Here is a 24,184-nt window from a genome sequence, read left to right as displayed (position 1 = left end):
TACGCCGTCAGTTGCGCGCGTAGGCCACATGGAAACGCTGCACACCGGGGAACTGGCCCATTTCCGAGGCCAGATCAGAAATCGGTGCCATCTTCTTGCGGCTGCGCGCCACCGCCACAAAGTTCCAGGTGAAAGACCCCTCGTCCATCGAAATCACGATGGTGCCACCGGCAATGTCGTAGCCACGCTCATGCGCCATGGCACGCAGGGCCGCCTCCACCGGTCGATAACCCGGATCAAAAGTCAGGCGGATGGCCACCGCCTGGCGCGAAGGCAGCCAGCTCTCCAGTCTGGACACCCACACCATGCAAAACGTGCAGAGCAGCGCCAGCGACATGGCCGCCGTATACAGCCCCACGCCCACCAGAATGCCGATCACCGACGAGGCCCACAGGGACGCCGCCGTGGTCAGGCCGCTGATATTGAAGCCCTCTTTCATGATGACGCCGGCGCACAAGAAGCCAATGCCGGTCAGGATGCCCTGCATCACACGTGAAAGGTCGCCGTTGCTGAACAGCGTAGTGCTCATGCCGCCGTACCAGAAGTGGGAATAGCCCCCCATGACGGCCAATGCGGCCGAGGCCATGCAGACCAGCCCGTAGGTGCGCATGCCCGCCGCACGCCCGTGGTAGGAGCGCTCATAACCGACCATGAGCCCCAGCGCCAACGCCCCCAGCAGGTGCAGCAGCACAAAGACGTTGGCCTCCACCACGGGAGCAGACCAATAGGCGGCAAAGGTTTGGGCAGTAAGCATGGGTGCAAACATACCCCAAAAGCCCGCGCGCTACCATGGCGCCATGCATGCCATCGCACTCATTACCGGCGCCTCACGCGGCATTGGCGCCGCCACCGCCCTCACCCTGGCCCAGGCCGGCTACGCCGTGGCCGTCAACTACCGTGACAACTCGCTCCCTGCCGACGAGGTGGTGCGCCAGATTCGCGCGCAGGGCGGCAACGCCATCACCGTGAAGGCCGATGTGGCCGTGGAGGCCGAGGTGCTGGCCATGTTTGCCAAGGTGGACGCCAAGCTGGGCACGCTCACGGCCTTGGTCAACAACGCCGGCGTGGTGGACGTAGCCAGCCGGGTGGACGCCATGTCAGTGGCCCGCATGCAGCGCATGCTCAATACCAACGTGCTGGGCAGCATGGTCTGCGCGCGCGAAGCGGTGCTGCGCATGAGCACGCGCCATGGCGGCAGCGGGGGCGCCATCGTGAATGTCTCCAGCGTGGCGGCGACGCTGGGCTCACCGGGCCAGTATGTGGACTACGCCGCCAGCAAAGGCGCGATTGACACCTTCACCGTGGGCCTGGCACGCGAGGTCGCGGCCGAGGGCATCCGCGTCAACGCCGTGCGCCCGGGCATCATTGACACCGAGATCCACGCCAGTGGCGGCCAACCCGACCGCGCGCAGCGCCTGGCGCACCAAGTGCCCCTGCAGCGCCCTGGCACCGCGCAAGAGATTGCCAACGCCATTGCCTGGCTGCTCAGCGATGCCGCCAGCTACACCACGGGTGCGATTCTGGACGTGGGCGGCGGGCGCTAAACCCTCCAGCCCGTCACGGCTCAGGGCGCCAGGGGCAAACCAAACAATCGCGCGCCATTCTCCCAGGCCACTTTGCGTGCCACGGCGGGCGGCAAGTCCCCCAGCCAGCTGCGGTACTCCTGCATCTGCGCCTCGTAGTACTGCCAGCGTGGGTTGATCCAGGTGTCCGAGCCCACCAGAAACCGGTCGGGGTACTCCAGCAACAGGGCACGCCACTCCGGGCACACCACCGTACCGCCTTGCGCACCGGCACAGGTGAGGCCCGGGCGGTACGACAGCTCCCCCATCAGCGCCGGGTATTGGGCCAACAAGCCCCGAACCCGCGCCACCGACGCACCGCCGATGCCGGTGTGCGCCCAGATGAGGCGGGTCGCCTGCCCCGCCGAGGGCGTGGCGGCCATCAGCAAATCGATGGCGGCATCGTCCACATGCGCCAGCACCACCAGACCACGCTGGTCGGCCAGTGCCATGAGCTGCTGCGCCACCTTGCCACGCGCGTTGGCGCTGTCGTAGAGGTGGAATTCGCCAATGCCGCGGTAGGGGCCGGCGGCGGTGCCGCGCGCCAGTTCGGCCTGCACCATGTCAAAAATCGTCGGTTCCTGGAACCAGTGGCTGTAGTCGTCGCGGTTGCGGTACAGGCGCACCAGCGGCACCACGGCCACGCCAGCGGCCTGCGTCTGGGCACGGGCCTCGGTGAGCGCGCGTGTGCCGTCGTTGGGGCGGGAATTGGCCACGATGGCGCGCACCCCGCTACGCTGCATGCGCGCCAACACATCGGGGATCGGGTGGAGCTGCTGCGCCTCCACGTTGTAGTGCAGGTGGGCGTCCAACAGCGGGCCGGTGTAGTCGGCGGCCTGGGCCTGCAGGCCAACGCCCCCATGCAGGCACAGGGCCGCAAGGCATGCGCGCCAGAAAAAACGGTGGGATGTCTGCATGGGAGGTCTCCGGCCGGGACAATGTTCAAGGGGTGCTGTACGGGTTTGTAGCGGGTTTTCCCGTTCCTTGCCGCGCATGGGTGCAGTACCATGCCGCCACCCTTCCCTCCCCAGGACACGCCGTATGGACCTCAAACCGCTGGTGACCTTGCTGGCCATCGTGAACCCGCTGGCCATCGTGCCCTTTTTCATCCACTACACCCAAGGGTTTGATCTGGCCCAGCGGCGCCACACCGTCTGGGTGTCGTCGTTCAGCGCCTTTGTGGTGATTGCCATCAGCGCCGTGGCGGGCCTGCACATCCTGGAATTCTTTGGCATCTCGCTGGCCAGCTTTCAGGTGGGCGGCGGCATGCTGCTGCTGACCAGCGCACTCAACATGCTGAACGCCCAACCGGCCGAGGCCAAAACCAGCACCCACGAGCTGGAGGATGGCGCCGAAAAAGCCGCCATGGGCGCCAGCATTGCCGTGGTGCCACTCACCATTCCGCTGCTGACCGGCCCGGCCACCATGTCCACCGTGGTGATTTACGCCGACAAAGCCAAAACCTTTTGGCAACTCTCCACCCTGGTGGGCTATGGCGTGGTGGTGGCGCTGGCCACCGCGCTGTGCTTCTCGCTGGCCGAACCGATTGCGCGTTTTCTGGGCAAGACCGGCATCAACGTGATGACCCGGCTCATGGGCCTGATTCTGGCGGCGCTGGCGGTCGAGGTGATGACTGACGGACTGACCAAGCTGTTCCCGGTACTGGCCGGTTGAGCCAAGCGGCGACTTAGCCGCTGATACCCGCGCGGCTCAGAAAGTCGCCCACCAGCTCCAGCCGCAAGAGCGGGTTGTCGAGCTGCATCAGGCTTTGTTTGAGATCGGGCGGCAGCTGCAGCAGCTCGCACCAGCGGTTGGCCACCCAGCCGCAGTCGTCCAGCCGGTGGGGCGGCCGTAGCGACGCGGGCAATTCGCCGCCCCGTGCCTGCAGCTGCGCCACCACGTTCTGCAGTGCCTGCGAAACCAGTTGCAGATCGGGCGGCACCGGCGTGGGCACATCGGCAGGCAGGGCCTGCACATCGGCTACCCACAGCCCGTGCTTCATGCGGCTGCGCTGGGTGATGCGAAAACGCTCGCCGGCGGTGCAACGCAGCACCATCAAGCCCGGTTGCGGGCTGGAAAACTCGGTGATGGTGGCCAGCGTGCCAATGTCCACAAAGGCCTCATGCGCAAAGCCGTCACCGCTGGGGGCCTGCGGGTCGGCGCGGCGCACCTCGCTGCCCTGGGTGAGCGCCACCACGCCAAAGGGCGCACCGGTCTTGTGGCACTTGCCCATCAGGTCCAGATAACGCACCTCAAAAATCTGCAACTGCAGGCTGCCCCCGGGGTAGAGCACCGTGTTCAGCGGGAACAGCGGCAACTGGTGGAGTGCAAGCAACTCGGGCATGGTGGCGTAACAGCCCCTAACGCGGCGGCAGGCTGGCCTGGGTTTGCTGCACCCACTGGTCGAGCTGCTGCACGGCGCTGTCCACCGCGGCGGTCAAGGCGCGCACGCCCCCGGCCGCATCGGCGCTGGCCGCCGGCTCACGCAGTACAAAGCTGCGCTGGGCCAGCAAGGCATCGCCACCGTGGGCGGGGTGGGTCAGCGTCGCCCGCAGGCGCAACACGCCTGTGCTGCGGTTGGCGGCGTCAAACAGCTGGCTGAATTCTTCGAGCTCCAGGCGCAGCGTGAGGGTGCCGGGCGGGGCCAACACACCATCGGCCAGATTGAGCACCGCACGGCGTTGGCCCAGGGTCTCGCGCACACGCTGGCGCAGCAGCTGGGCCGGGGGCATGCTCCAGCGCGCCTGGGCGTAGGGGCGCAGTTGTTGCGCGTCGCTGTAGCCCAGACGGTAGATGATGGGCAGGGTGTCCAGCGCACTGGGGGCCAGCACCTCGCCCAGCGCCAGCGTGGGCAGCGGGGCCATGCGGTTGCTGGGCTGGGCCTGCACCGCACCGGGGCCAAAGTCATACACCGCCACCGCGGAGTCGCCCGTGGGCAAGGCACTGCAACCAGCCAGCACCGCCGTCAAAATCAAGCCAAATAGGGCTCTAGCCCCCGTGGAATATGCGCAAACAGCTAGCATTTTCATAGCAAATAAATTCTTCCAAATATCAGGGAGCCATTTGCGCGGTGGCCGGTGCCACAAAACCGCGCTCGCCCGGGCCCGGCGTGGCCTGGCCCTTGCCCCACAGCAGGGACTGCGGGTTGTCGCCCACGGCGTCGGCGGCGCGGCCCACCTGGCGCAAGGTGCGGGCCGTGTCATCGGTGGCGCGGTTCAGGCGCGGCAGCAGCTGGGCGTTGACCTGGCGGCTGGTGTGCGCCAGCGACTCGGTGCTTTGGGCAATCTTGTCCAGTGTGCCACCGGGCTCGTTCATGCGGCGCGACATGCGCTGGAACTCGGCAGCCGAGGTACGCACCGAGTCGGCGCTGGCGCCCAGGCGCTCGGAGGTGGCCTGCATGCTCTTGAGTGTGGCATCGGTCTGGGTGCCCAGCACTTGCTCAGCGCGGCGGGCCAGGGTGCTGACGTTGGCGGCCGCCTGGCCCATTTGCTGGATCGCGCCCATCAAGGCTTTCTGGTTCTCTACGTCCAGCAGGGTGTTCACGCGCCCGCTGGCCTGCTCCATCTGCGTGAGCAGGTTGCCCCCTTGCTCGGTGAAGCGCGAAACCATGCTGGGGTGCATGGGAATGCGGGCCGGCGCGCTGCCGCTGGCCACCAACGCGGCAGGCTGCTCGCCCTTGTCATCAAGCTGCACAAAGGCCAGGCCGGTGACGCCCTGAAACCCCAGCGTGGCAAAGGTGGACTGGGTGATGGGCGCCTGCTCGTTGACCGCGATACGCAAAAGCACATTGCCGCGCTGCACCGTATCCAGTGAAATGTCGGTGACGCGCCCCACCAGCACGCCCTTGAAGCGCACACCGGCCTGGGGCTGCAGGCCGGTCACGCCCTCGGGGCTGGAAATCTCGAAGACCCGCTGCTCCGCAGTGTCGCGCGTGAGCCAGGCGGCCAGCGCCGTGAGCAGGGCCGCCACCACCAGCACAAAGGCACCGGCAGCAAAGGCGTGGGATTTGTTTTCCATAAGACAGTCTTTCTACACGGCATCCGGGGTGGGGTGCAACAAGGCCTGCGCCCGGTGCCCGCGTCCACCGCGGAAAAAGTCGTTCACGAAGGGGTGTTCAAAGGCCACCACCTCGCGCGGTGGCGCATCCACCACCACATGTTTGTCGGCCACCACGGCCACCCGGGTGCTGAGCTCAAAAATCGTATCCAGGTCGTGCGTGACCATCACCACCGTCAGGCCCAGCTCCCGGTGCAGGCTTTGCAGCAGCGCACAAAACCCATCGGCACTGTCGGGGTCCAGCCCGGCGGTGGGCTCGTCCAGCAGCAAGAGCGGCGGGTCCATCACCAGCGCACGGGCCAGCGCCACGCGCTTGACCATGCCGCCCGACAAATCGGCCGGCATTTTGTGGGCGTGGCGGGCGTCCAGCCCCACCATCTGCAGTTTGACCATGGCCACGTCGCGCACCAGGTCGGCAGGCAGGGTGCCCAGCTCGCGCAGCGGAAAGGCAATGTTTTCCAGCACCGTGAAAGCCGAGAACAGTGCGCCATGCTGGAACAACATGCCCACGCGGCTGGCCGCACCAGCGCGCCCCAGCTCGGCGGCCGGGTGGCCCAGCACCGTCACGCTGCCGCGCGCCGGGGTTTCCAGCCCCAGCATTTGCCGCAGAAGCACGGTCTTGCCGCTGCCCGAACCGCCCACGATGGACAACAACTCGCCCTGCGCGATTTGCAGGTCCAGGTCCTGGTGGATGACCGTGGGCACACCCTCGGTGCGGAACACCGACCACAACTTGTTGATCTCGACCACCCGCGGCGCGCTCACAGGCCGACTCCCTTGAACAGCACGGCAAACAGGGCGTCCACCAGAATCACCACCGTGATGGAGGTGACCACCGAGGCGGTGGTGCCCTCGCCCAGGCTCTGGGTGTTGGGCTTGACGCGCAGGCCGTAGTGGCAGGCAATCAGGGCGATCAGCACCCCGAATACCGCGCTTTTGGCCAGCGCCAGCCAGAGGTTGGCAATCTGCACCGTCTTGGGCAGCGCCGTGATGAAGTACGCAGGGGTGAGCCCCATGGCGAGATCGGCCGCCAGCATGCCGCCCAAGAGCGCAGCCAGTGTGGTCCAGACCGACAGCAGCGGCATGGCCACGGCCATGGCGACAGTGCGCGGCATCACCAGGCGAAAGCCCTTGGCAATGCCCAACACGCGCATGGCGTCCAGCTCCTCGGTCACGCGCATCACGCCAATTTGGGCCGTAATGGCCGAACCCGAGCGCCCGGCAATCAGGATGGCGGCCAATACCGGCCCCAACTCCCGGATCAGCGACAGGCCCAGGATGTTGACGATGAACGCATCGGCGCCAAACTGGCGCAGCTGCTGCGACATCAGGTACGCCAACACCACCCCGATCAAGAACCCCACCAGGGCGGTGATGGGCATGGCCGTGGCACCAATGCGGTAGAGGTGACCCGAGATGTCGCGCCACGGCGCATGCAGCGGGTGGCGCAGCAGGCGCAGCAAGTCCAGCAGCAATTGGCCCAATAGGCGAACAGCCGCACCCAGGTGGTTGACCACCCCCATGACCCGCCTGCCCAGGCCCAGGTACACCGCATGCCAAGAGTAAGGAACGGGGACCGGCGCGGGCGCGGTGAACTGCGCGACCCGCTCCAGCATCGTGCGTTGTTCGGGCAAAAGTTGCAGCTGCGCGGGCCACTGCCGCCCCCAGGCATTCCACAGCAGCTGGGCTCCCGTGTGGTCCAGGCGCTGCAGGCTGCACAGGTCCCATCCATGGCCATCCTTCAACGCCCGTTGCAGCCGCACTGGCAAGCCCTGCCACACCGAGGGTACGGCCAGTTCGTCAGCCGTCCAACGCCCGTGCAAAAGCATCACGGAGGCGGAGGACTCAGTGCGAATTTCGAGACGAGGTTCGGTGTCCACCAAAAGGGGCATTCGGCGAGTGGTTAAGGTGCGCATCGTACCCGCAAGGAAATGCAAGCAAAATAGGACCACAGGAGACGCCATGCCCATCCAGAGACGCCCACAAAAACAAACGCCCGGTGGCCTCCCTGCGGGCACCTGAACCATGGGCACCGAATTGATCCACAGCGACCTGATGCACCAAATCGCTGCCGTGCTTTTTGGCGCGGCACTCTTGCACACCTTTGGCGCCAAGTTCTTCGAGGGGCTGGCGCACCGACACCCGAAGCACGCAGGCCTGTTCCATTTGCTGGGCGAGGTAGAGGTGGTGTTTGGCTTTTGGGCCTTTGTGCTGATTGCCTGCATGGCCCTGGTGGCGGGCAGCGGCCCGGCGATTGCGTATGCCGAGTCGCGCCAGTTCACCGAGCCGCTGTTTGTGTGTGTGGTGATGGTGGTGGCGGCCTCACGCCCGGTGCTGGACGTGGTGGCCCGCAGCATGAACCTGCTGGCCCGCCTGCTGCCACTCCCCCGGCCGTTGGCACTGGCCTGGCTCGGCCTGGCCGTGGTGCCCCTGCTGGGCTCGCTAGTGACCGAGCCGGCCGCCATGACGCTGGCCGCGCTGATGCTGGCCCCCCTGCTTTTCACCCCGGCCATGCCCGAGCGTCTGAAATACGCCGCGCTGGGTGTGCTGTTCGTCAACATCTCCATCGGTGGCACGCTCACGGCCTATGCCGCCCCCCCGGTGCTGATGGTCGCCGCCACCTGGCAGTGGGACACGGCGTTCATGGCCAGCACGTTTGGGTGGAAGGCCGCGCTGGCGGTGCTGCTCAACGCCACGGTGATGGTGCTGCTACTGCGCAAGCCCCTGCGCGCAGCGCTACCCGCGCCCCGCACCGCGGAGGTGTCCATTCCCTGGGTGGTCAGCGCGGTGCACCTGGCCTTTCTGGCGGGCGTGGTGGTGCTGGCCCACCATCCGGTGCTGTTTCTGGGACTGTTCCTGTTTTTTCTGGGCTACACCCAAGCCTATGCCCATTTCCAAAACCCGCTGATCCTGAAAGAGGGGCTGCTGGTCGGCTTCTTTCTGGCCGGGCTGGTGGTGCTGGGCGGCATGCAGCAGTGGTGGCTGCAACCGATTGTGGAGAGCCTGGCACCGACCGCCTTGTTTTTTGGCGCCCTGGGCCTTACCGCGGTGACCGACAACGCAGCGCTGACCTACCTAGGCTCGCTGATCGTCGGTATCTCGGACCCGGCCAAGTACATGCTGGTGGCCGGTGCTGTGGCGGGCGGTGGCCTGACCGTGATTGCCAATGCCCCCAACCCGGCCGGCGTGGCGCTGTTGCGCGCGGGCTTTCAAGACCAGTCCATCGGTGCCGGCGGCTTGCTGCTGGGCGCCCTGCTTCCTACCGCGGTGACTGCCGCCTTTTTCCTGCTGCTATGACCAACGACACCACCTTCGACTACATCATCATCGGCGCGGGCACAGCCGGCTGCCTGCTGGCCAACCGCCTGAGCGCCAACGCCTCCAAACGCGTGCTGTTGATCGAGGCCGGCCGCAAGGACGATTACCACTGGATCCACATCCCCGTCGGTTACCTCTACTGCATTGGCAATCCGCGCACCGACTGGTTGTTCAACACCGAGGCCGAGGCAGGCCTGAACGGCCGCAGCCTGCGTTACCCGCGCGGCAAGACGCTGGGCGGCTGCTCCAGCATCAACGGCATGATTTACATGCGCGGCCAGGCCCGCGACTACGACCAATGGGCCCAACTGACCGGCGACGCCAACTGGACCTGGGAGAACAGCCTGCCCTACTTCAAGCTGCACGAAGACCACCACAAGGGTGCCGATGCCCTGCACGGGGCCAAGGGCACCCCCTCCGCGCTGCTGCACGACAGCGGCACCGACTACCGCCGCGTGCTGCGCCACCACCAGGCCGGTGGCGAATGGCGGGTCGAGAAACAGCGCCTGCGCTGGGATGTGCTGGACGCGTTCGCCCAAGCCGCCACCCAAGCCGGCATTCCTGCCACCGACGATTTCAACCGCGGCAGCAACGAGGGCGTGGGTTACTTTGAAGTGAACCAGAAGGCCGGCTGGCGCTGGAACACGGCCAAGGCCTTTTTGCGCCCCATGTGTTACGCGCGCCCCAACTTCGAGCTGTGGACCAGTGCCCAGGTGGCCAAGCTGGTGGTGGAACCGCAAGCCGAAGGCGCGGGCCTGCGTTGCACCGGTGTGCAGGTGTGGGATGGTCGCGAGATGGTCACCGCCACGGCCCGCGCCGAGGTGCTGCTGTGCGCAGGTGCCGTGGCCAGCCCGCAAATCCTGCAACTCTCGGGTCTGGGCCCGGCCGACCTGCTGCAGGCACGGGGCGTGAGCGTGGTGCAAGACACGCCCGGTGTGGGCGCCAACCTGCAAGACCATTTGCAGATCCGCGCGGTCTTCAGGGTGAAGAACACCCCCACGCTCAACACCCAGGCCCACAGCCTGTGGGGCAAAGCCAAAATCGGCTTGGAGTACGCCCTCAAGCGCAGTGGCCCCATGAGCATGGCGCCCAGCCAGCTCGGCGCCTTCACACGCAGCGACGCCAACCAAGCCCACCCCAACCTCGAGTACCACGTGCAACCGCTGAGCCTGGACGCATTTGGCCAACCGCTGCACACCTTCAACGCCTTCACTGCGAGTGTGTGCAACCTCAACCCCACCAGCCGTGGCACCGTGCAGATCAAGACGGCTGACTTCAAAGACGCCCCGGCGATTGCGCCCAACTACCTGAGCACCGAGGCTGACCGCAAGATTGCCGCCGACTCGCTGCGCGTGACGCGCACGATCGTGGCGCAGCCCGCACTGGCCAAGTACCAGCCCGAGGAGTACAAGCCCGGCGTGCAGTTCCAGAGCGACACGGAATTGGCCCAGCTGGCCGGGGACATTGCCACCACCATTTTTCACCCCGTGGGCACCACCAAGATGGGCCGTGAAGACGATCCGATGGCGGTAGTGGACAGCCGCCTCAAGGTACGGGGTGTAGCGGGCCTGCGCGTGGTGGATGCGGGTGTCATGCCCCTCATCACCAGCGGCAACACCAACTCCCCCACGCTGATGATTGCGGAGAAGGCCGCGCAATGGATTGCGGAGGATGCGACGCGCTGAAACAGTAGAGGGTTTGTCCCGATGCCGCGGCCCCCACAGGGCGGCTACATTGCATGTCAACGCAGACCTGACAGCAACTGCGAGGTCTACCCAGACCAAGCTTGAAACGACGCCGAGGAGACGGCTAAAACCAACAACAAACCCTGCACACCACGATGCAGATTTACAAAAGCACCGGCAACCCCGGTGCTTTTTTTATGCCATTTTGGCCTGCAGCTCGCATGGAATATGCGCAACCAGCTCCCTATTTGATAGCAGAATCCGCAACCAAACCGGATGCGACAATCTCTCCATGGAATTGATTGTTGTGACGCTGGCCTCGCTGCTGGCCGGTTTTGTCGATGCAATTGTGGGCGGCGGTGGCCTGATTCTGACCCCCGCCCTGTTTGCCACCTTCCCCAACGCCCACCCCGCCACGCTGTTTGGCACCAACAAGGGCGCCTCGGTCTGGGGCACGGCCTTTGCCACGGTGCAGTACCAACGCCGGGTGCAGATGCAGTGGCATGCCATCGCCCCGGCAGCGGCCGTGTGTTTTCTGGCCTCGCTGGGGGGGGCCTGGCTGGTCACCGTGGTGTCACCCGAGCACCTGCGCAAGGCCCTGCCCCTGGTGCTGGTGCTGGTGCTGGCCTACACCCTGGTCAAAAAAGACCTGGGACGCCACCACACCCCCCGATTTGCCGGGCAACACGAGGCGCTGGTGGCCTGCGCGATTGGCGCCGTCATTGGTTTCTACGACGGATTTTTTGGTCCCGGCACGGGCAGTTTTTTTGTGTTCCTGTTGGTCCGTGTGCTGGGGTATGACTTCTTGAACGCGTCAGCCAGCGCCAAACTGCTCAACACCGCATCCAACCTCGCCGCCCTCATTCTGTTCACGCTCAAGGGCCATGTGTGGTGGCACTTTGTGGTGGTGATGGCCGTCGCCAATGTGCTGGGCAGCCTGGCCGGCACCCATCTGGCGCTCAAACACGGCACGGGTTTTGTGCGCAGCATGTTCATCGTGGTGGTGTCGGCACTGATCCTCAAAACCGGCTACGACGCATTTCTGCGTAGCCTCTAGGCTCGCGACTTAACGGGCGGGTGGCCAGGGCAAGTCGGCCGCCACGCGGGGCTTGCCTAGCGGGGCGCCAGCCTGCCCTTTGCTCACCGCCACCAGGTCTTCTTCGCTGGGGTACTGGCCCAACAGCCAGTAGTCGAAGGCGCGGCGTGCAATGGGCGCGGCCGAGGCAGAGCCAAAGCCTGCGTTCTCCACAATCACCGCCAACGCAATCTTGGGGTCTGCTGCCGGGGCAAAGGCCACATACAGCGAGTGGTCGCGCTGGTGCTCCTCCATCGCTGACGCGTTGTACTTCTGGTTTTTCCCCAGGCTCACGGCTTGCGCTGTACCGGTTTTTCCACCACTCACATACCCGGCGCCCGCAAACACGCGGGTGCCGGTTCCGCCCTGCGTGACCCCCACCATGGCATCGCGGATCACCGCCACGTTCTCGGGCTTGTAGCCCAGGTCCACCGGCGGTTCAGGGGGCACTGGCACCCGCACACGGGTGCTGGCATCCTGGGTGGCGATCACCAACTGGGGTTTGTGTTTCACCCCGTTGTTGGCCACGATGGCCACGGCCTGCGCCAGTTGCAACATGGTGAAGCTGTTGTAGCCCTGCCCGATGCCCAATGAGATGGTTTCTCCGGCATACCACTTTTGCTGCTCGGGGCGCTTGTAGTACTTGCGCTTCCATTCCTGGCTGGGCAAGACGCCGCGCACTTCACCGTGGATGTCGATGCCCGTGTGCTGGCCAAAGCCCAAGGGCTTCATGAAGTCATGCATGGTGTCCACGCCAAGCTCATTGGCCAAGGAATAGAAGTAGACGTTGCTGGACTCCACAATGGCGCGGCGCATGTCCATGATGCCGCCCTTCTCGTTCTCGGGGCTACCAAAGCGGTTGCCGCCAAACATGTAGAAGCCGGGGTCATTGACCAGGGTTTGCGGCGTGCGTGTGCCGGTCTCCAGCGCGGCCAGGGCCATGAAAGGCTTGTACGTGGAGCCCGGTGGGTAGGTGCCGCGCAGTGCGCGGTTGAGCAGTGGCTTGTCGATGGACTCGTTGAGCATCTGCCAGTTTTCCTGGTCAATGCCTTCGACGAACAGGTTGGAGTCAAACGTCGGTTTGCTGACAAAAGCCAACACTTCACCGGTCTTGGGGTCCAGCGCCACCAACGCCCCCCGGCGACTGCCAAACATGTCCTCAATCAGTTTCTGCAGCTTGATGTCAATGGACAGCACCACCACATTGCCGGGGGTGGACGGGTTGCTGGCCAGTTTGCGCACGGCGCGCCCGCCGGCCGAGGTTTCAATCCGCTCCACCCCGGTCAGGCCGTGCAGCGTGGACTCGAAACTCTGCTCCACCCCCAGTTTGCCGATGTATTCGGTCCCGCGGTAGTTGGCCTGGTCGTCACTGTCCTCGATCTTCTCTTTTTCGGACTGGTTGATACGCCCGATATACCCAATCACGTGGCTGGCCAGCTCGCCGTAGGGGTAGCTGCGGAACAAGCGGGCCTTGATCTCGACACCGGGGAAGCGAAAGCGTTGCGCCGCAAAACGGGCGACCTCGGCATCGGTCAGGCGGGTGCGAATCGGCAGGGACTCGAAGTTCTTGGATTCCTCCATGAGCTTCTTGAAACGGCGCCGGTCGCGCGGCGTGATGTCGATCACGCTGGCCAGTTCGTCGATGGTTTTTTCCACGCCACCGGTCTTGGAGGGCGTGACCTCCAGCGTGTAGGCCGAGTAGTTGGTCGCCAGCACCACCCCATTGCGGTCTTCAATCAGGCCACGGTTGGGCACGATGGGCACGATGGACGTGCGGTTGCTCTCCGCCTGCGCCCGCAAGTCGTCGTGACGCACCACCTGCAAATACGCCACACGCAGGGCCAGCAAGAAAAAGCAACACAGCACCACCACACTGACCACGAAGACACGGGTGCGAAAGCGGGCCAGGTCGGCCTGGACGTTGCGCAACTCGGTCATGGTTTAGCCGCGATGGTCAAACCGGTTCGCCGCTGGGCCGCCCCAAGGCGAACCAGCCCCCTCGGGGGGCAGCGCAGCACACGCAGTGGCAAGCGTGGGGGCCACATCACAACGGACGGTTGGCATCGGGATCCGGCGCACGGCGTTGTGGAGCCAGCAGCAGCACGCTGGCCACGGGCCACAACGCCGCCTCCAATACTGGCGCCAAAAGCAGCCACCAGCCCGGAAATGTGCCCCCCCCCATCAGGCGCAGCATCAGCTCCAGGGCATGGGCCGCCAAGAACAAAGGGAACACTTGGGCCGCTTGCGAAGGCACGGTAAACCACAACAAGCGGCGATGCACCGTGATGGCCAAGAAACTCAGCACGGTATAGGCCATGGCATGCTGGCCCAGCAGGCCGCCTTGGTGCACATCCATCAGCAGGCCGAACACAAAGGCGGCGCCGATGCTAACGCGCAGCGGCTGGTGCACAGTCCAGAACACCAACACCACGGCCAACAAATCGGGCGCCCAGGCCACACGCCCCCACAGGCCCATGTTGTTGACCATATTGAGAAGCAGCGCGCCCACCACGCTGCCCCAAATAAACAGGGGGTTGGCAGGCAGCAAGAGCTGCTGACCCGGACGCATGATCATCGCAAGCCTGCTCCTTTGGGCGACGCCGCCAACGCATCCGCAACGGGGCGGGCGGGCAACTGGTCTGACAGCGGGTCCAACACCAGCACATGGGTGGTACCAGACACCATGGCCAGCGGCACGCAGTAAATGCGGGCAAACACGGCGTCCACCTGGCGCTCGACCTTTTCCACGCGCGCCACCGGCAGGCCCGGCGGGTACACGCCGTCCACCCCGCTGGTGGTCAGGAGGTCGCCCACGGCCACGTCCGCGTTGGCCGCCATGTAGCGCAACTCCAGCGCATCCGCGTGGGTGGAGGTGTCACCAAATGCCACCCCACGTGCACCGGTGCGCGCGTTGAGCACCGGAATCGCATGGTCCCGGTCGGTGATCAGGGTGACTTCGCTCATGGCCGGGTACACACGCGTGACCTGCCCGATGACGCCCATCTCGTCCAGCACCGGCGAGCCCAAGGTCAACTGGTGCATCAGCCCCTTGTTGATCACCACTTTGCGTGTGAAGGGATCCGCCGCGTCGTACAGCACCTGGGCGGCTTTGGCCGGTGCACTCAGGCGCGGCGACAGGTCCAGCAACTTGCGCAAGCGCTGGTTTTCCAGCTCCAGCTGCTCTACCTGGTTGGCCCGCAGGGACTGCAGGCTGAGTTTTCTGCGGGCCTCTTCCTGGGCCGACTCGGCAGACGCCACGGTGGTGAAGTAGGTCGCCGCAGACTGCACCAGCACCACGGGTTGCAGGGCCAGCCACTGCACCGGGTAGAGCGCGGTGGCCAGCACCACGCGCAGGGGCTGCATCACTTTGAAGCGCGCATCAGCCACCATGAGAAACAGCGCCAAGGCGCTGCAGACGGCCAACTTGGACAGGGCCGAAGGGCCCTGTCGGAAGAAGGGAGGAGGATCTCTGTCCAGCGTACCGAGCGGCATCGCTGTGTCCGGCCGTTATTCGCTCGTGAAAATGGAACCCAGGCGCTCCATCTGCTCCAGCGCAATGCCGCAACCGCGCACCACACAGGTCAGAGGATCTTCAGCCACCAGCACCGGCAAACCGGTTTCTTCGGCCAGCAGGCGGTCCAGGTCACGCAACAGGGCACCACCGCCGGTGAGCATCATGCCGCGGTCGGCAATATCGGCCCCCAGCTCAGGCGGGGTTTGCTCCAAGGCATTTTTGACGGCCGACACGATGTTGTTCAACGGGTCCGTCAGCGCTTCCAGGATTTCGTTGGACGAGATGGTGAAGCTGCGGGGCACGCCCTCGGACAGGTTGCGTCCGCGCACTTCCATTTCCTTGACTTCGGAACCGGGGAAGGCCGAGCCGATTTGTTTCTTGATGGCTTCTGCGGTGGGCTCACCAATCAGCATGCCGTAGTTGCGGCGGATGTAGTTGATGATGGCTTCATCGAACTTGTCGCCACCGACACGCACCGAGCCCTTGTAGACCATGCCACCCAGCGAGATGACACCGACTTCGGTGGTACCGCCACCAATGTCCACCACCATGGAGCCGGACGCTTCAGATACCGGCAGGCCGGCACCGATGGCGGCAGCCATGGGCTCTTCAATCAGGTACACATCGCTGGCACCGGCGCCCAAAGCGGACTCACGGATGGCGCGGCGCTCGACTTGGGTGGAGCCACAGGGCACACAAATGATGATGCGGGGGCTCGGCTTCAAGACACCACGAGGCAGCACCATCTTGATGAACTGCTTGAGCATCTGCTCAGTGACGGTGAAGTCGGCGATCACGCCGTCTTTCATGGGGCGGATGGCTTCGATGTTGCCGGGCACCTTGCCCAGCATGGCCTTGGCTTCCTTGCCCACCGCCTGGATGGTTTTTTTGCCCTGGGGACCGCCCTCGTGGCGAATCGCAACCACTGACGGTTCGTTCAAAACGATACCCTGTCCACGCGCCACAATCAGCGTATTGGCGGTACCCAAGTCAATCGCCAGGTCGGTAGAAAAGTACCGACGAAAAGCTCCAAGCATTACGGTTCCTCTCAGGCACGGAGGGCACTTCGGCCGTCCATCGCCATGTTTTTTGCGGTTTAAATGTGTAAGTTTGGCGTCAAAGTCCGCGTATCCGCGGCACTTTTACCAAAGGCAGGATAATACCCCATCGCCTGTGAATAACTCGTGCAAAAGCCGCTGGCCTGACACGATTTACCCTTGGTTTCAACTCTTCTACACCCATGTCCCTGACATCTTCCGACATCGCCCGCATTGCCAATTTGGCACGCCTGGAACTGGCCCCGGCCGAAACCGCGCGCCTGCAGACCCAAATGAACGACTTTTTCAGCATTGTGGAAACCATGCGCGCTGTGGACACCACCGGACTGGAGCCCCTGTCCCACCCCGTGGCCGCCATCCAGGACATCGTGCTGCGCCTGCGCGAGGACGCCGTGAGCGAGCCCAACCAACGGGAAGCCAATCAGAAAAGCGCTCCCGCGGTAGAGCGCGGCCTGTTCTTGGTTCCCAAAGTCATCGAATAAGCAGATCCCCGTATGTCGACTTCATTTTCCCAAACCGCCTTGCACGACCTGAGCGTGCGTTCGCTGGCCCAGGCCCTGCGCGACAAGCAACTCAGCGCAGTCGAAGCTGCCGAATATTTTCTGCAGCGCGGCACCGCCCATGCAGAACTTGGCGCCTTTGTAGCCACCGACACGGCCGCCACGCTGGCCCAAGCCCGTTCGGCCGACGCCCGCATTGCCACAGGCACGGCAGGCGCACTCGAAGGTGTGCCGATCGCACACAAGGATATTTTTGTGACGCGCGACTTCGCCACCACGGCAGGTTCGCGCATGCTCAAGGGTTACCGCTCGCCATTTGACGCCACCGTGGTCGACAAGCTGGCCCAGGCCGGTGCAGTGACCTTGGGCAAGCTCAACTGCGACGAGTTCGCCATGGGCTCCAGCAATGAAAACTCTGCCATCGCCCCAGTGGGCAGCGACACCGTGCAGCCGGTGCGCAACCCCTGGAACACCGCACGCATTCCCGGCGGCTCCTCGGGTGGCAGTGCGGCCGCCGTGGCCGCGCGCCTGGCCCCCGCCGCCACCGGCACTGACACGGGCGGCTCCATCCGCCAGCCCGCCGCGTTTTGCGGCATCACCGGCATCAAGCCCACGTATGGCCGCGCTTCGCGCTACGGCATGGTGGCGTTTGCCTCCAGCCTGGACCAGGCCGGCCCAATGGCCCGCAGCGCCGAAGACTGCGCGCTGCTGCTCTCGGCCATGTGCGGCCCGGACCCCGATCGCGACTCCACCTCACTGGACGTGCCGGGCGAAGACTTTGCACGCCAGCTCAACGACTCGATTGAAGGCCTGCGCATTGGTATCCCGCAAGAGTTTTTTGGCGATGGCCTGAGCGCCGATGTGCGTGCCAGCGTGGACGCCGCACTCAAGCAATACGAAGCCCTGGGCGCCAAGCTGGTGCCCATCACGCTGCCGCGTACCGAGCTGTCGATTCCGGTGTACTACATCATTGCGCCAGCCGAAGCGTCGAGCAACCTGAGCCGCTTTGATGGTGTCAAGTTCGGCCACCGCGCGAAGGACCATGGTGACCTGGCCGACATGTACAAGAAGACCCGCGCCCAAGGTTTTGGCGACGAGGTGAAGCGCCGCATCATGATCGGCACCTATGTGCTGTCCCACGGCTACTACGACGCCTACTACCTGCAGGCGCAAAAGATCCGCCGCATGATTGCCGACGACTTCCAGAACGCCTTCAAGGACTGCGATGTGATTGCCGGCCCCGTCGCCCCCACGGTGGCGTGGAAAATTGGCGAAAAATCCGACGACCCCGTGGCCAACTACCTCGCCGACATCTTCACCCTGTCGGGCTCGCTCGCTGGCTTGCCGGGCATGAGCATCCCCGTGGGTTTTGCCGAGGCCGAGGCCGACAAGGGCATGCCGATTGGCATGCAGCTGCTGGGTAACTACTGCCAGGAAGCACGCCTGCTCAACGCCGCCCACCGCTTCCAGCAAGCCACCGATTACCACCTGGCCAAGCCCGCAGGATTCTGACCATGAGCGAGACCGTGAACACATTTGAAGCACAACAACAGGGCCGCCCGACTGGCCCGCTGGTGCATGGCTACGAAGTCATCATCGGCTTTGAAACCCACGCCCAGCTCTCCACCGCATCGAAGATTTTTTCGCGCGCCAGCACCGCCTTTGGCGCCGAACCCAACACCCAGGCCTGCGCGGTGGACCTGGCCCTGCCCGGCACACTGCCCGTGATGAACAAGGGCGCGGTTGAACGCGCCATCCAGTTCGGTCTGGCAATTGGCGCGCACATTGCACCGCGCAGCATCTTTGCGCGCAAGAACTACTTCTACCCCGACCTGCCCAAGGGCTACCAGATCAGCCAGTTCGAGATCCCGGTGGTGCAAGGGGGAGCGGTCGATTTTTTCCTCGGCGATGAGAAGAAGTCGGTGCGCCTGGTGCGTGCCCACCTGGAAGAAGACGCGGGCAAATCGTTGCACGAAGACTTCATTGGCCAAAGCGGCATTGACCTGAACCGTGCCGGTACGCCGCTGCTGGAGATCGTGACCGAACCCGACATGCGATCGAGTGCCGAGGCCGTGGCCTACGCCAAGGAGCTGCACAAGATCGTGACCTGGATCGGCATCTGCGACGGCAACATGCAGGAAGGCTCGTTCCGCTGCGATGCCAACGTGTCGGTGCGCAAGCCCGGCAGCCCCCTGGGCACGCGCCGCGAGATCAAGAACCTCAACAGCTTCAAGTTCATGCAGCAGGCCATCGACTACGAGGTGCGCTGGCAGATCGAGCAGATTGAAGACGGCCACGCGATCCAGCAGGCCACCGTGCTGTTCAACCCCGACACCGGCGAAACCCGTGCCATGCGCACCAAGGAAGACGCGGCCGATTACCGTTATTTCCCTGACCCAGACTTGCCACCGCTCTGTATTTCGGAGCAGTGGGTGCAGGAAGTACGCGGCAAAATGGCCGAATTGCCACGCAATATGGCGGCGCGCTTCCAGGCCAGCTATGGTTTGAGCGAGTACGATGCGACCCAGCTCACGCAAAGCTTGGCGCTCGCCGGCTACTTTGAAGCTGCCGCCAAAGCCAGCGGCCAGGCCAAGCTGGCCAGCAACTGGGTCACAGGCGAGTTGGCACGCCGCCTCAATGCCCAAGACCTGTCCATTGAACAGTCCCCCGTATCCGCTCAGACGCTGGGCCAACTGATCACGCGCATCAGCGACAGCACCATCTCCAACAGTGCCGCCAAACAGGTGTTCGACGCACTGTGGGACGGTGCAACCGAGGTGGATGCCGTCATCGAGTCCAAGGGACTGAAGCAGATGAACGATACCGGCGCGCTGGAAGCCATCGTGTTGCAGGTGATCGACAAGAACGCCAAAAACGTGGCCGAGTTCAAGGCCGGCAACGACAAGGCGCTGAATGCGCTGGTCGGTCAGATCATGAAGGCCAGCCAGGGCAAGGCCAACCCCCAGCAGGTCAACGAGCTGCTGCGCAGCAAGCTGGCGTAAACCGCACCACCCACAAAAAAGGCCTCTTGCGAGGCCTTTTTTACTTGCTGGCGGGTGCCGTCAGCGCCCAGAGCTGGCGCAATCGCACCAGCTCGTCATCAAACCGTGCATTCAGGCGGCGAGCCTCTGCATCCTGTTCGGCAATAAACCGTTTTTGTACGCTCTGGCTCTGGGCGTTTTCTTCCTGTTGGCGGCGCACATAGGCAGGCGCTTTGTTCGGGTCCTTTTTGTAGAACTCCATTTCTTCGTCAATCGCCACCCGCTGGCGCACGAGTTCGTTCAGGCGCGTGGTGGCGGCTTTGGCAACTGCCTCGATCTGGGCCAGCGCCTCTGTACGCTCCTGGTCATGCACCCCCTTGCTCGGATAGCGGGTCAGCAGCGCACGGTCGCGGCGTTTTTCTTCGGCGAGCCGGCCACGCTCCTCCGCCTCGCGTTTTTCCTTTTGCTCCAGGTCCAGCTTCTCCTGGGCTGTGAGCGAAGGGCCCACTTTGGCGCGCACCGTGCCACTGGGATTCAAGACCTTCTGTTCGCGGTCTATGCAATCCACAATCGGGCGGTCCGCCGTGAGCTTGCGGCCTTTGGCATCGACGCAGGTGTACACCCCCCCTGGCAAAGGCTGGGCCTGGGCCCACACCATCCCGCTGGCAGCGACGGTGATGGCCCCAAGGGCCAAACGGCAATAAATCCTCATGCGTCTCCTTCATCCACACCGTATCGCTGGCGGTAAGCCAACACGCGTTGGTGGTCGGCATCCGAACCGGATGCCTGGCGCGCCGCCAGATACTGCATCAAATCGCCCAGCTTCGCAATTGCACAGACCTGCAACCCCAACTGGTTACGTACGTATTGCACGGCGCTGTAAGGCACATCCTGGCCGTTCTCGGTGGCTTTTTCCTGGCGGTCCAGGGCAATACACACCGCATGCGGCGTGGCGCCTGCAGCCTGGATGATGGCAATCGACTCACGCGCCGCCGTGCCGGCCGACATCACATCGTCAATCACCAGCACCCGGCCTTTCAGGGGCGCCCCCACCAGGGTGCCACCTTCGCCATGGTCTTTGGCCTCCTTGCGGTTGTAGGCAAAAGGCACGTTGCGTCCCCGGCGCGCCAGCTCAATGGCCACCGCCGCCCCCAAGGGAATGCCCTTGTAGGCGGGACCAAACACCATGTCGAATTCGATGCCGCTGGCCAGCAGGCGCTGGGCATAGAATTCGGCCAAACGCCCCAGCTTGGCCCCGTCGTCAAACAGGCCCGCGTTGAAAAAGTAGGGGCTCATGCGCCCGGCTTTGGTTTTGAACTCGCCAAAGCGCAGCACCCCACACTCCACAGCAAATTGCACGAATTCCAGGGCCAATGGGTCACGGTCCGACATGGGGGTTTCCTTGTTCAAATTAAGCAGTCTCAATCTCAACGGCATTCGCTCCGCGACCAGCAAAGGGCTGGAGGCCTGGCTTGCCACAACGCGGCCCGATTGTATTTGTGTACAAGAAGTCAAGGCCCAGGCGGCCGATGTAGCGGGCAAATTCGAGCAACTCAGTGGCCTGCAGGGGCACTTCCACTTTGCCGAGAAAAAGGGCTACTCGGGCGTAGCGGTCTACACCCGTCATGCCCCCAGCGATGTGCGTATCGGCTACGGCTCCCCCGAATTTGATGCCGAGGGCCGCTATGTGGAACTGCGCTTTGACACCCCCCAGCGCAAGTTCTCGCTCATCAGTGCCTACTTCCCCAGCGGGTCTTCCGGCGAAGACCGGCAGCAGGCCAAGTTCCGTTTCTTGGCCGAGTTTTACCCCCACCTGCAGGCCCTGCGCCAGGAGCGCGAATTCATCCTCTGCGGCGACATCAACATCGCGCACCAGGAGATCGATCTGAAGAACTGGAAAGGCAACAAAAAGAACTCCGGCTTCCTGCCGGAAGAGCGGGCCTGGATGAGCACCCTGCTCACCGACGGCGGCCTGGTGGACGTGTACCGCCAGTTGGAGCCTACCGCCACCGACGATTGCTACACCTGGTGGAGCAACCGAGGCCAGGCCTATGCCAAGAACGTGGGCTGGCGCCTGGACTACCACCTGGCGACGCCCGCGCTGGCCGCGTTGGCCCGGGGCCACCAGATCTACAAGGCCGAGAAGTTTTCGGACCACGCGCCCATCACCCTGGACTACGACCTCACGCTGTAAAACGGGGCCAGGGCCGCGCTGGCGTTTAGGGCTTGGCCTTGCGGGTCCGCACGTACAACGGCATCACCTGGGGCAAATTGGCCTCAATCTGCGCAATGCGGGCATTGCCCGATGGATGGGTGGACAACCATTCGGGCGGTGCGCCCTTGTTGGCGGTGCCCATTTTTTGCCACAGGCTGACCGCTGCGCGTGGGTTGTAACCCGCACGGGCGGCCAGCTCCATGCCGACCAGATCGGCCTCGGACTCGTCCTCCCGGCCAAACTTCAGGGTCAATAGCTGGGCACCGTACTGGGTCACTGTCTGGCCAATATCGCCCAGGCCGAGCACCTGGCTCAAGAGGTTGGCGCCAAGGCCGGTCGCGGCGTTTTTGCCCATGCGCTCACGCGCATGCTCACGCAAGGCGTGGGCAATTTCGTGCCCCATGACCATGGCCACCTCGTCGTCCGTGAGCTTGAGGGTGTCGAGGATGCCGGTATAAAACGCAATTTTTCCGCCGGGCATGCAGAAGGCATTGATCTGGTTGGCACCCATCAGGTTGACCTCCCACTTCCAGCTCTTGGCGCGGTCATTCCAGTCGTTGGCAAACGGAATGATCTTGTGGGCTATCGCGCGCAGGCGCCGTACCTGCGGGTCATTCGGCCCCGCCAGGGCGTTCTGGTCCTGTGCCTTGGCCAGCATCTGCCCGTACTGCTGGGCGGCGGCTTGTTCCACCTGTTCGGCAGGTACCAGTTTGCTGAAGGCTGAATTGCCACCCACATTCACACCTTCGCGCGTCTGTGCCCCCGCGGTACAGAGGACGCCCAATGACAGGACCAGGCCCAGCACAGGCCCGGAGAGATGGTGAGAAATGCGCAAGGTCATGGCCGCTATTATTCCCCGCATGACAGCGCCCCACTCCTCCCCACCTCCCCCCGCACCGATGGGCTGGCTTGCCACGCTCAAGGTCTATGCCGAACCCGCCTCGCTGCGCATGCTGGCGCTGGGCTTCTCGGCGGGGCTGCCGCTGCTGCTGGTATTTGGCACACTGAGCTTCTGGCTGCGCGAGGCCGGGGTGGACCGCACCACCATCGGGTTTCTGAGCTGGGTGGGCCTGGCCTATGGTTTCAAATGGGTCTGGTCGCCGCTGGTGGACCGCCTGCCAATCCCCGTGCTCACCCGCTTGCTGGGCCGGCGGCGCAGCTGGCTGCTGCTGTCGCAAGCGGTGATCATGGCCGCGCTGGTGATGATGGCGCTGACCGACCCCACGCTGGCGCTTGCACCCATGGTCTGGTGCGCAGTAGCGGTGGCCTTTGGTTCTGCCACGCAAGACATTGCACTGGACGCCTTCCGCATCGAGTCCGCTGACACCGAACACCAGGCCGCATTGGCCGCCACCTACCAGGCGGGCTACCGCCTGGCCATGATCTGGGCCGGAGCTGGGGCCTTGTGGATTGCCGCACGCGCCGAAGTGCCCAACGCAGCCTTGTACCAATATGGCGCCTGGCGCACCGCCTACCTGGTGATGGCCGCCAGCATGCTGCCCGGCGTACTGACCGTGCTGCTCTCGCGGGAACCCGCACGCCAGGCGCTGCCCCCGGCCCGCAATGCCGCCGAATGGCTGCACGGTGCGCTCATTGCGCCTTTTGCCGACTTCGTGGGCCGCTACCGCTGGCACGCAGCGCTCATCCTGGGGCTGATTGCCACTTACCGCATCAGCGACGTGGTGATGGGCATCATGGCCAATCCCTTCTATGTGGACATGGGCTTTAGCAAGGACGAAGTCGCCGCCATCAGCAAGGGGTTTGGGGTGGCAATGACACTGCTGGGCGCCTTCGTGGGCGGCGTGCTGGCCCTGCGACTGGGGGTGATGCGGGTGCTGATGCTGGGTGCCGTGCTCAGTGCGGCCAGCAACCTGCTGTTTGCTTGGCTGGGCACACGCGGCCACGACCTGAGCGCGCTGGTGCTGGTCATTTCGGCCGACAACCTCTCCAGCGGCATTGCCAGCGCGGCCTTCATCGCCTACCTGTCGTCACTCACCAATGTCCAGTACTCGGCCACCCAGTACGCGCTGTTCAGCTCGATGATGCTCTTGCTGCCCAAGTTTCTGGCGGGCTTCTCGGGGCAGTTTGTCGACTCCTTCGGCTACCCCAGCTTCTTCACGGCCACTGCGTGCCTGGGTGCACCGGTCTTGCTGTTGGTATGGTTGGCTTCACGCATCAAAACACCTCCTAGCCCCCATTGATAGTACGCGGATAGCTATC

Annotated in this window: 24 protein-coding genes; 10 read left to right on the top strand and 14 right to left on the bottom strand. The window is 64.3% G+C overall.

The features are described 5' to 3' along the window. Positions 1–7: 7 nt before the first annotated feature. Positions 8–754, bottom strand: coding sequence for an MgtC/SapB family protein (locus tag AC3WS7_RS16745; RefSeq protein ID WP_296469475.1), 747 nt, complete (start codon positions 752–754; stop codon positions 8–10). 43 nt (positions 755–797) lie between these two features. Here AC3WS7_RS16745 and AC3WS7_RS16740 point away from each other — a divergent pair, with 43 nt between their 5' ends. Continuing rightward, complete coding sequence (locus AC3WS7_RS16740) at positions 798–1,544, top strand: SDR family oxidoreductase (protein ID WP_492657164.1); 747 nt, start codon at positions 798–800, stop codon at positions 1,542–1,544. A 20-nt stretch (positions 1,545–1,564) separates the two neighbouring features. Here the strand turns inward: AC3WS7_RS16740 and AC3WS7_RS16735 are convergent, their stop codons facing one another. Then, positions 1,565–2,479: an amidohydrolase family protein gene (locus AC3WS7_RS16735; protein ID WP_492657163.1), complete on the bottom strand. Its 915-nt coding sequence runs from the start codon at positions 2,477–2,479 to the stop codon at positions 1,565–1,567. Positions 2,480–2,603: 124 nt separating this feature from the next. Here AC3WS7_RS16735 and AC3WS7_RS16730 point away from each other — a divergent pair, with 124 nt between their 5' ends. Continuing rightward, positions 2,604–3,236, top strand: a complete 633-nt coding sequence (locus AC3WS7_RS16730) for a MarC family protein (protein WP_296469469.1) — start codon at positions 2,604–2,606, stop codon at positions 3,234–3,236. Positions 3,237–3,249: 13 nt separating this feature from the next. On the opposite strand, the gene AC3WS7_RS16725 is transcribed toward AC3WS7_RS16730, so the two are convergent. The 5 genes from AC3WS7_RS16725 to AC3WS7_RS16705 all read right to left on the bottom strand — a co-directional run bounded on the left by AC3WS7_RS16725 (position 3,250) and on the right by AC3WS7_RS16705 (position 7,510). After that, positions 3,250–3,906 (bottom strand): LON peptidase substrate-binding domain-containing protein, encoded by a 657-nt coding sequence (locus AC3WS7_RS16725; RefSeq protein ID WP_296469467.1) that lies wholly within the window; start codon positions 3,904–3,906, stop codon positions 3,250–3,252. A gap of 16 nt (positions 3,907–3,922) precedes the next feature. Further along, positions 3,923–4,537 (bottom strand): ABC-type transport auxiliary lipoprotein family protein, encoded by a 615-nt coding sequence (locus tag AC3WS7_RS16720; RefSeq protein WP_296469465.1) that lies wholly within the window; start codon positions 4,535–4,537, stop codon positions 3,923–3,925. A gap of 76 nt (positions 4,538–4,613) precedes the next feature. After that, positions 4,614–5,579 carry an MlaD family protein gene (locus tag AC3WS7_RS16715; protein ID WP_492657162.1) on the bottom strand — a complete coding sequence of 322 codons (966 nt, stop codon included), beginning with the start codon at positions 5,577–5,579 and terminating at the stop codon, positions 4,614–4,616. Positions 5,580–5,591: 12 nt separating this feature from the next. Next, the gene (locus AC3WS7_RS16710; protein WP_296469461.1) at positions 5,592–6,383 is read right to left on the bottom strand and encodes an ABC transporter ATP-binding protein; all 792 of its coding nucleotides are present in this window, start codon (positions 6,381–6,383) and stop codon (positions 5,592–5,594) included. Next, the gene (locus AC3WS7_RS16705) at positions 6,380–7,510 is read right to left on the bottom strand and encodes an MlaE family ABC transporter permease (RefSeq protein WP_492657161.1); all 1,131 of its coding nucleotides are present in this window, start codon (positions 7,508–7,510) and stop codon (positions 6,380–6,382) included. The genes AC3WS7_RS16710 and AC3WS7_RS16705 overlap by 4 nt, the downstream gene beginning before the upstream one ends. A 133-nt stretch (positions 7,511–7,643) precedes the next feature. On the opposite strand from AC3WS7_RS16705, the gene AC3WS7_RS16700 reads away from it, so the two are divergent. From AC3WS7_RS16700 to AC3WS7_RS16690, 3 genes are all read left to right on the top strand, one after another. Continuing rightward, positions 7,644–8,915: a putative Na+/H+ antiporter gene (locus AC3WS7_RS16700; RefSeq protein ID WP_492657160.1), complete on the top strand. Its 1,272-nt coding sequence runs from the start codon at positions 7,644–7,646 to the stop codon at positions 8,913–8,915. Further along, complete coding sequence (locus tag AC3WS7_RS16695) at positions 8,912–10,621, top strand: GMC family oxidoreductase (RefSeq protein ID WP_492657159.1); 1,710 nt, start codon at positions 8,912–8,914, stop codon at positions 10,619–10,621. The genes AC3WS7_RS16700 and AC3WS7_RS16695 overlap by 4 nt, the downstream gene beginning before the upstream one ends. A gap of 292 nt (positions 10,622–10,913) precedes the next feature. Then, the gene (locus tag AC3WS7_RS16690; protein ID WP_296469455.1) at positions 10,914–11,678 is read left to right on the top strand and encodes a TSUP family transporter; all 765 of its coding nucleotides are present in this window, start codon (positions 10,914–10,916) and stop codon (positions 11,676–11,678) included. A 9-nt stretch (positions 11,679–11,687) separates the two neighbouring features. On the opposite strand, the gene mrdA is transcribed toward AC3WS7_RS16690, so the two are convergent. The 4 genes from mrdA to AC3WS7_RS16670 all read right to left on the bottom strand — a co-directional run bounded on the left by mrdA (position 11,688) and on the right by AC3WS7_RS16670 (position 16,247). After that, positions 11,688–13,634: a penicillin-binding protein 2 gene (gene mrdA / locus AC3WS7_RS16685; protein WP_492657158.1), complete on the bottom strand. Its 1,947-nt coding sequence runs from the start codon at positions 13,632–13,634 to the stop codon at positions 11,688–11,690. Positions 13,635–13,740: 106 nt separating this feature from the next. Further along, positions 13,741–14,271 carry a rod shape-determining protein MreD gene (mreD, locus tag AC3WS7_RS16680; RefSeq protein WP_296469452.1) on the bottom strand — a complete coding sequence of 177 codons (531 nt, stop codon included), beginning with the start codon at positions 14,269–14,271 and terminating at the stop codon, positions 13,741–13,743. Beyond that, positions 14,268–15,188, bottom strand: coding sequence for a rod shape-determining protein MreC (gene mreC, locus AC3WS7_RS16675; RefSeq protein WP_492657157.1), 921 nt, complete (start codon positions 15,186–15,188; stop codon positions 14,268–14,270). The genes mreD and mreC overlap by 4 nt, the downstream gene beginning before the upstream one ends. A gap of 15 nt (positions 15,189–15,203) precedes the next feature. After that, a complete protein-coding gene (locus AC3WS7_RS16670; protein ID WP_105261747.1) occupies positions 15,204–16,247 on the bottom strand; it encodes a rod shape-determining protein in 1,044 nt (347 codons plus the stop codon). A gap of 203 nt (positions 16,248–16,450) precedes the next feature. On the opposite strand from AC3WS7_RS16670, the gene gatC reads away from it, so the two are divergent. From gatC to gatB, 3 genes are read left to right on the top strand one after another with little or no spacing between them, the layout of a single operon-like run. Beyond that, positions 16,451–16,750, top strand: a complete 300-nt coding sequence (gene gatC, locus AC3WS7_RS16665) for an Asp-tRNA(Asn)/Glu-tRNA(Gln) amidotransferase subunit GatC (RefSeq protein WP_296469447.1) — start codon at positions 16,451–16,453, stop codon at positions 16,748–16,750. A gap of 12 nt (positions 16,751–16,762) precedes the next feature. Further along, positions 16,763–18,280 carry an Asp-tRNA(Asn)/Glu-tRNA(Gln) amidotransferase subunit GatA gene (gene gatA, locus AC3WS7_RS16660; RefSeq protein ID WP_492657156.1) on the top strand — a complete coding sequence of 506 codons (1,518 nt, stop codon included), beginning with the start codon at positions 16,763–16,765 and terminating at the stop codon, positions 18,278–18,280. Positions 18,281–18,282: 2 nt separating this feature from the next. Further along, entirely contained in the window at positions 18,283–19,770 is a 1,488-nt protein-coding gene (gene gatB / locus AC3WS7_RS16655) for an Asp-tRNA(Asn)/Glu-tRNA(Gln) amidotransferase subunit GatB (protein ID WP_492657155.1), read from the top strand. Between the two features lie 40 nt (positions 19,771–19,810). Here gatB and AC3WS7_RS16650 read toward each other — a convergent pair whose 3' ends face one another. Both AC3WS7_RS16650 and pyrE read right to left on the bottom strand, forming a co-directional pair. Continuing rightward, the gene (locus tag AC3WS7_RS16650) at positions 19,811–20,461 is read right to left on the bottom strand and encodes a DUF4124 domain-containing protein (RefSeq protein ID WP_492657154.1); all 651 of its coding nucleotides are present in this window, start codon (positions 20,459–20,461) and stop codon (positions 19,811–19,813) included. Further along, on the bottom strand, positions 20,458–21,141 hold the full coding sequence (gene pyrE / locus AC3WS7_RS16645) for an orotate phosphoribosyltransferase (protein WP_492657153.1): 684 nt from the start codon (positions 21,139–21,141) through the stop codon (positions 20,458–20,460). The genes AC3WS7_RS16650 and pyrE overlap by 4 nt, the downstream gene beginning before the upstream one ends. A 10-nt stretch (positions 21,142–21,151) precedes the next feature. Here pyrE and AC3WS7_RS16640 point away from each other — a divergent pair, with 10 nt between their 5' ends. After that, positions 21,152–21,943 (top strand): exodeoxyribonuclease III, encoded by a 792-nt coding sequence (locus AC3WS7_RS16640; RefSeq protein WP_296469438.1) that lies wholly within the window; start codon positions 21,152–21,154, stop codon positions 21,941–21,943. Positions 21,944–21,968: 25 nt separating this feature from the next. Here AC3WS7_RS16640 and AC3WS7_RS16635 read toward each other — a convergent pair whose 3' ends face one another. Continuing rightward, a complete protein-coding gene (locus tag AC3WS7_RS16635) occupies positions 21,969–22,805 on the bottom strand; it encodes a M48 family metallopeptidase (RefSeq protein WP_492657152.1) in 837 nt (278 codons plus the stop codon). Positions 22,806–22,824: 19 nt separating this feature from the next. On the opposite strand from AC3WS7_RS16635, the gene AC3WS7_RS16630 reads away from it, so the two are divergent. Then, entirely contained in the window at positions 22,825–24,165 is a 1,341-nt protein-coding gene (locus AC3WS7_RS16630) for an AmpG family muropeptide MFS transporter (protein WP_492657151.1), read from the top strand. The last annotated feature ends 19 nt before the right edge of the window (positions 24,166–24,184 follow it).

The sequence above is a fragment of the Rhodoferax sp. EU05-FHT12H12 genome, from assembly GCF_058791215.1.
The sequence above is the reverse complement of the archived record's forward strand: the minus strand, read 5'-3'. Positions and strand labels throughout refer to the sequence as shown.

Bases quoted from the DNA above. Each gene is read 5' to 3' on its own strand.
- AC3WS7_RS16745 (WP_296469475.1), bottom strand. From the start codon at position 754: ATGCTTACTGCCCAAACCTTTGCCGCCTATTGGTCTGCTCCCGTGGTG.
- AC3WS7_RS16740 (WP_492657164.1), top strand. From the start codon at position 798: ATGCATGCCATCGCACTCATTACCGGCGCCTCACGCGGCATTGGCGCC.
- AC3WS7_RS16735 (WP_492657163.1), bottom strand. From the start codon at position 2,479: ATGCAGACATCCCACCGTTTTTTCTGGCGCGCATGCCTTGCGGCCCTG.
- AC3WS7_RS16730 (WP_296469469.1), top strand. From the start codon at position 2,604: ATGGACCTCAAACCGCTGGTGACCTTGCTGGCCATCGTGAACCCGCTG.
- AC3WS7_RS16725 (WP_296469467.1), bottom strand. From the start codon at position 3,906: ATGCCCGAGTTGCTTGCACTCCACCAGTTGCCGCTGTTCCCGCTGAAC.
- AC3WS7_RS16715 (WP_492657162.1), bottom strand. From the start codon at position 5,579: ATGGAAAACAAATCCCACGCCTTTGCTGCCGGTGCCTTTGTGCTGGTG.
- AC3WS7_RS16705 (WP_492657161.1), bottom strand. From the start codon at position 7,510: ATGCCCCTTTTGGTGGACACCGAACCTCGTCTCGAAATTCGCACTGAG.
- AC3WS7_RS16700 (WP_492657160.1), top strand. From the start codon at position 7,644: ATGGGCACCGAATTGATCCACAGCGACCTGATGCACCAAATCGCTGCC.
- AC3WS7_RS16695 (WP_492657159.1), top strand. From the start codon at position 8,912: ATGACCAACGACACCACCTTCGACTACATCATCATCGGCGCGGGCACA.
- AC3WS7_RS16690 (WP_296469455.1), top strand. From the start codon at position 10,914: ATGGAATTGATTGTTGTGACGCTGGCCTCGCTGCTGGCCGGTTTTGTC.
- mrdA (WP_492657158.1), bottom strand. From the start codon at position 13,634: ATGACCGAGTTGCGCAACGTCCAGGCCGACCTGGCCCGCTTTCGCACC.
- mreD (WP_296469452.1), bottom strand. From the start codon at position 14,271: ATGATCATGCGTCCGGGTCAGCAGCTCTTGCTGCCTGCCAACCCCCTG.
- mreC (WP_492657157.1), bottom strand. From the start codon at position 15,188: ATGCCGCTCGGTACGCTGGACAGAGATCCTCCTCCCTTCTTCCGACAG.
- AC3WS7_RS16670 (WP_105261747.1), bottom strand. From the start codon at position 16,247: ATGCTTGGAGCTTTTCGTCGGTACTTTTCTACCGACCTGGCGATTGAC.
- gatC (WP_296469447.1), top strand. From the start codon at position 16,451: ATGTCCCTGACATCTTCCGACATCGCCCGCATTGCCAATTTGGCACGC.
- gatA (WP_492657156.1), top strand. From the start codon at position 16,763: ATGTCGACTTCATTTTCCCAAACCGCCTTGCACGACCTGAGCGTGCGT.
- gatB (WP_492657155.1), top strand. From the start codon at position 18,283: ATGAGCGAGACCGTGAACACATTTGAAGCACAACAACAGGGCCGCCCG.
- AC3WS7_RS16650 (WP_492657154.1), bottom strand. From the start codon at position 20,461: ATGAGGATTTATTGCCGTTTGGCCCTTGGGGCCATCACCGTCGCTGCC.
- pyrE (WP_492657153.1), bottom strand. From the start codon at position 21,141: ATGTCGGACCGTGACCCATTGGCCCTGGAATTCGTGCAATTTGCTGTG.
- AC3WS7_RS16635 (WP_492657152.1), bottom strand. From the start codon at position 22,805: ATGACCTTGCGCATTTCTCACCATCTCTCCGGGCCTGTGCTGGGCCTG.
- AC3WS7_RS16630 (WP_492657151.1), top strand. From the start codon at position 22,825: ATGACAGCGCCCCACTCCTCCCCACCTCCCCCCGCACCGATGGGCTGG.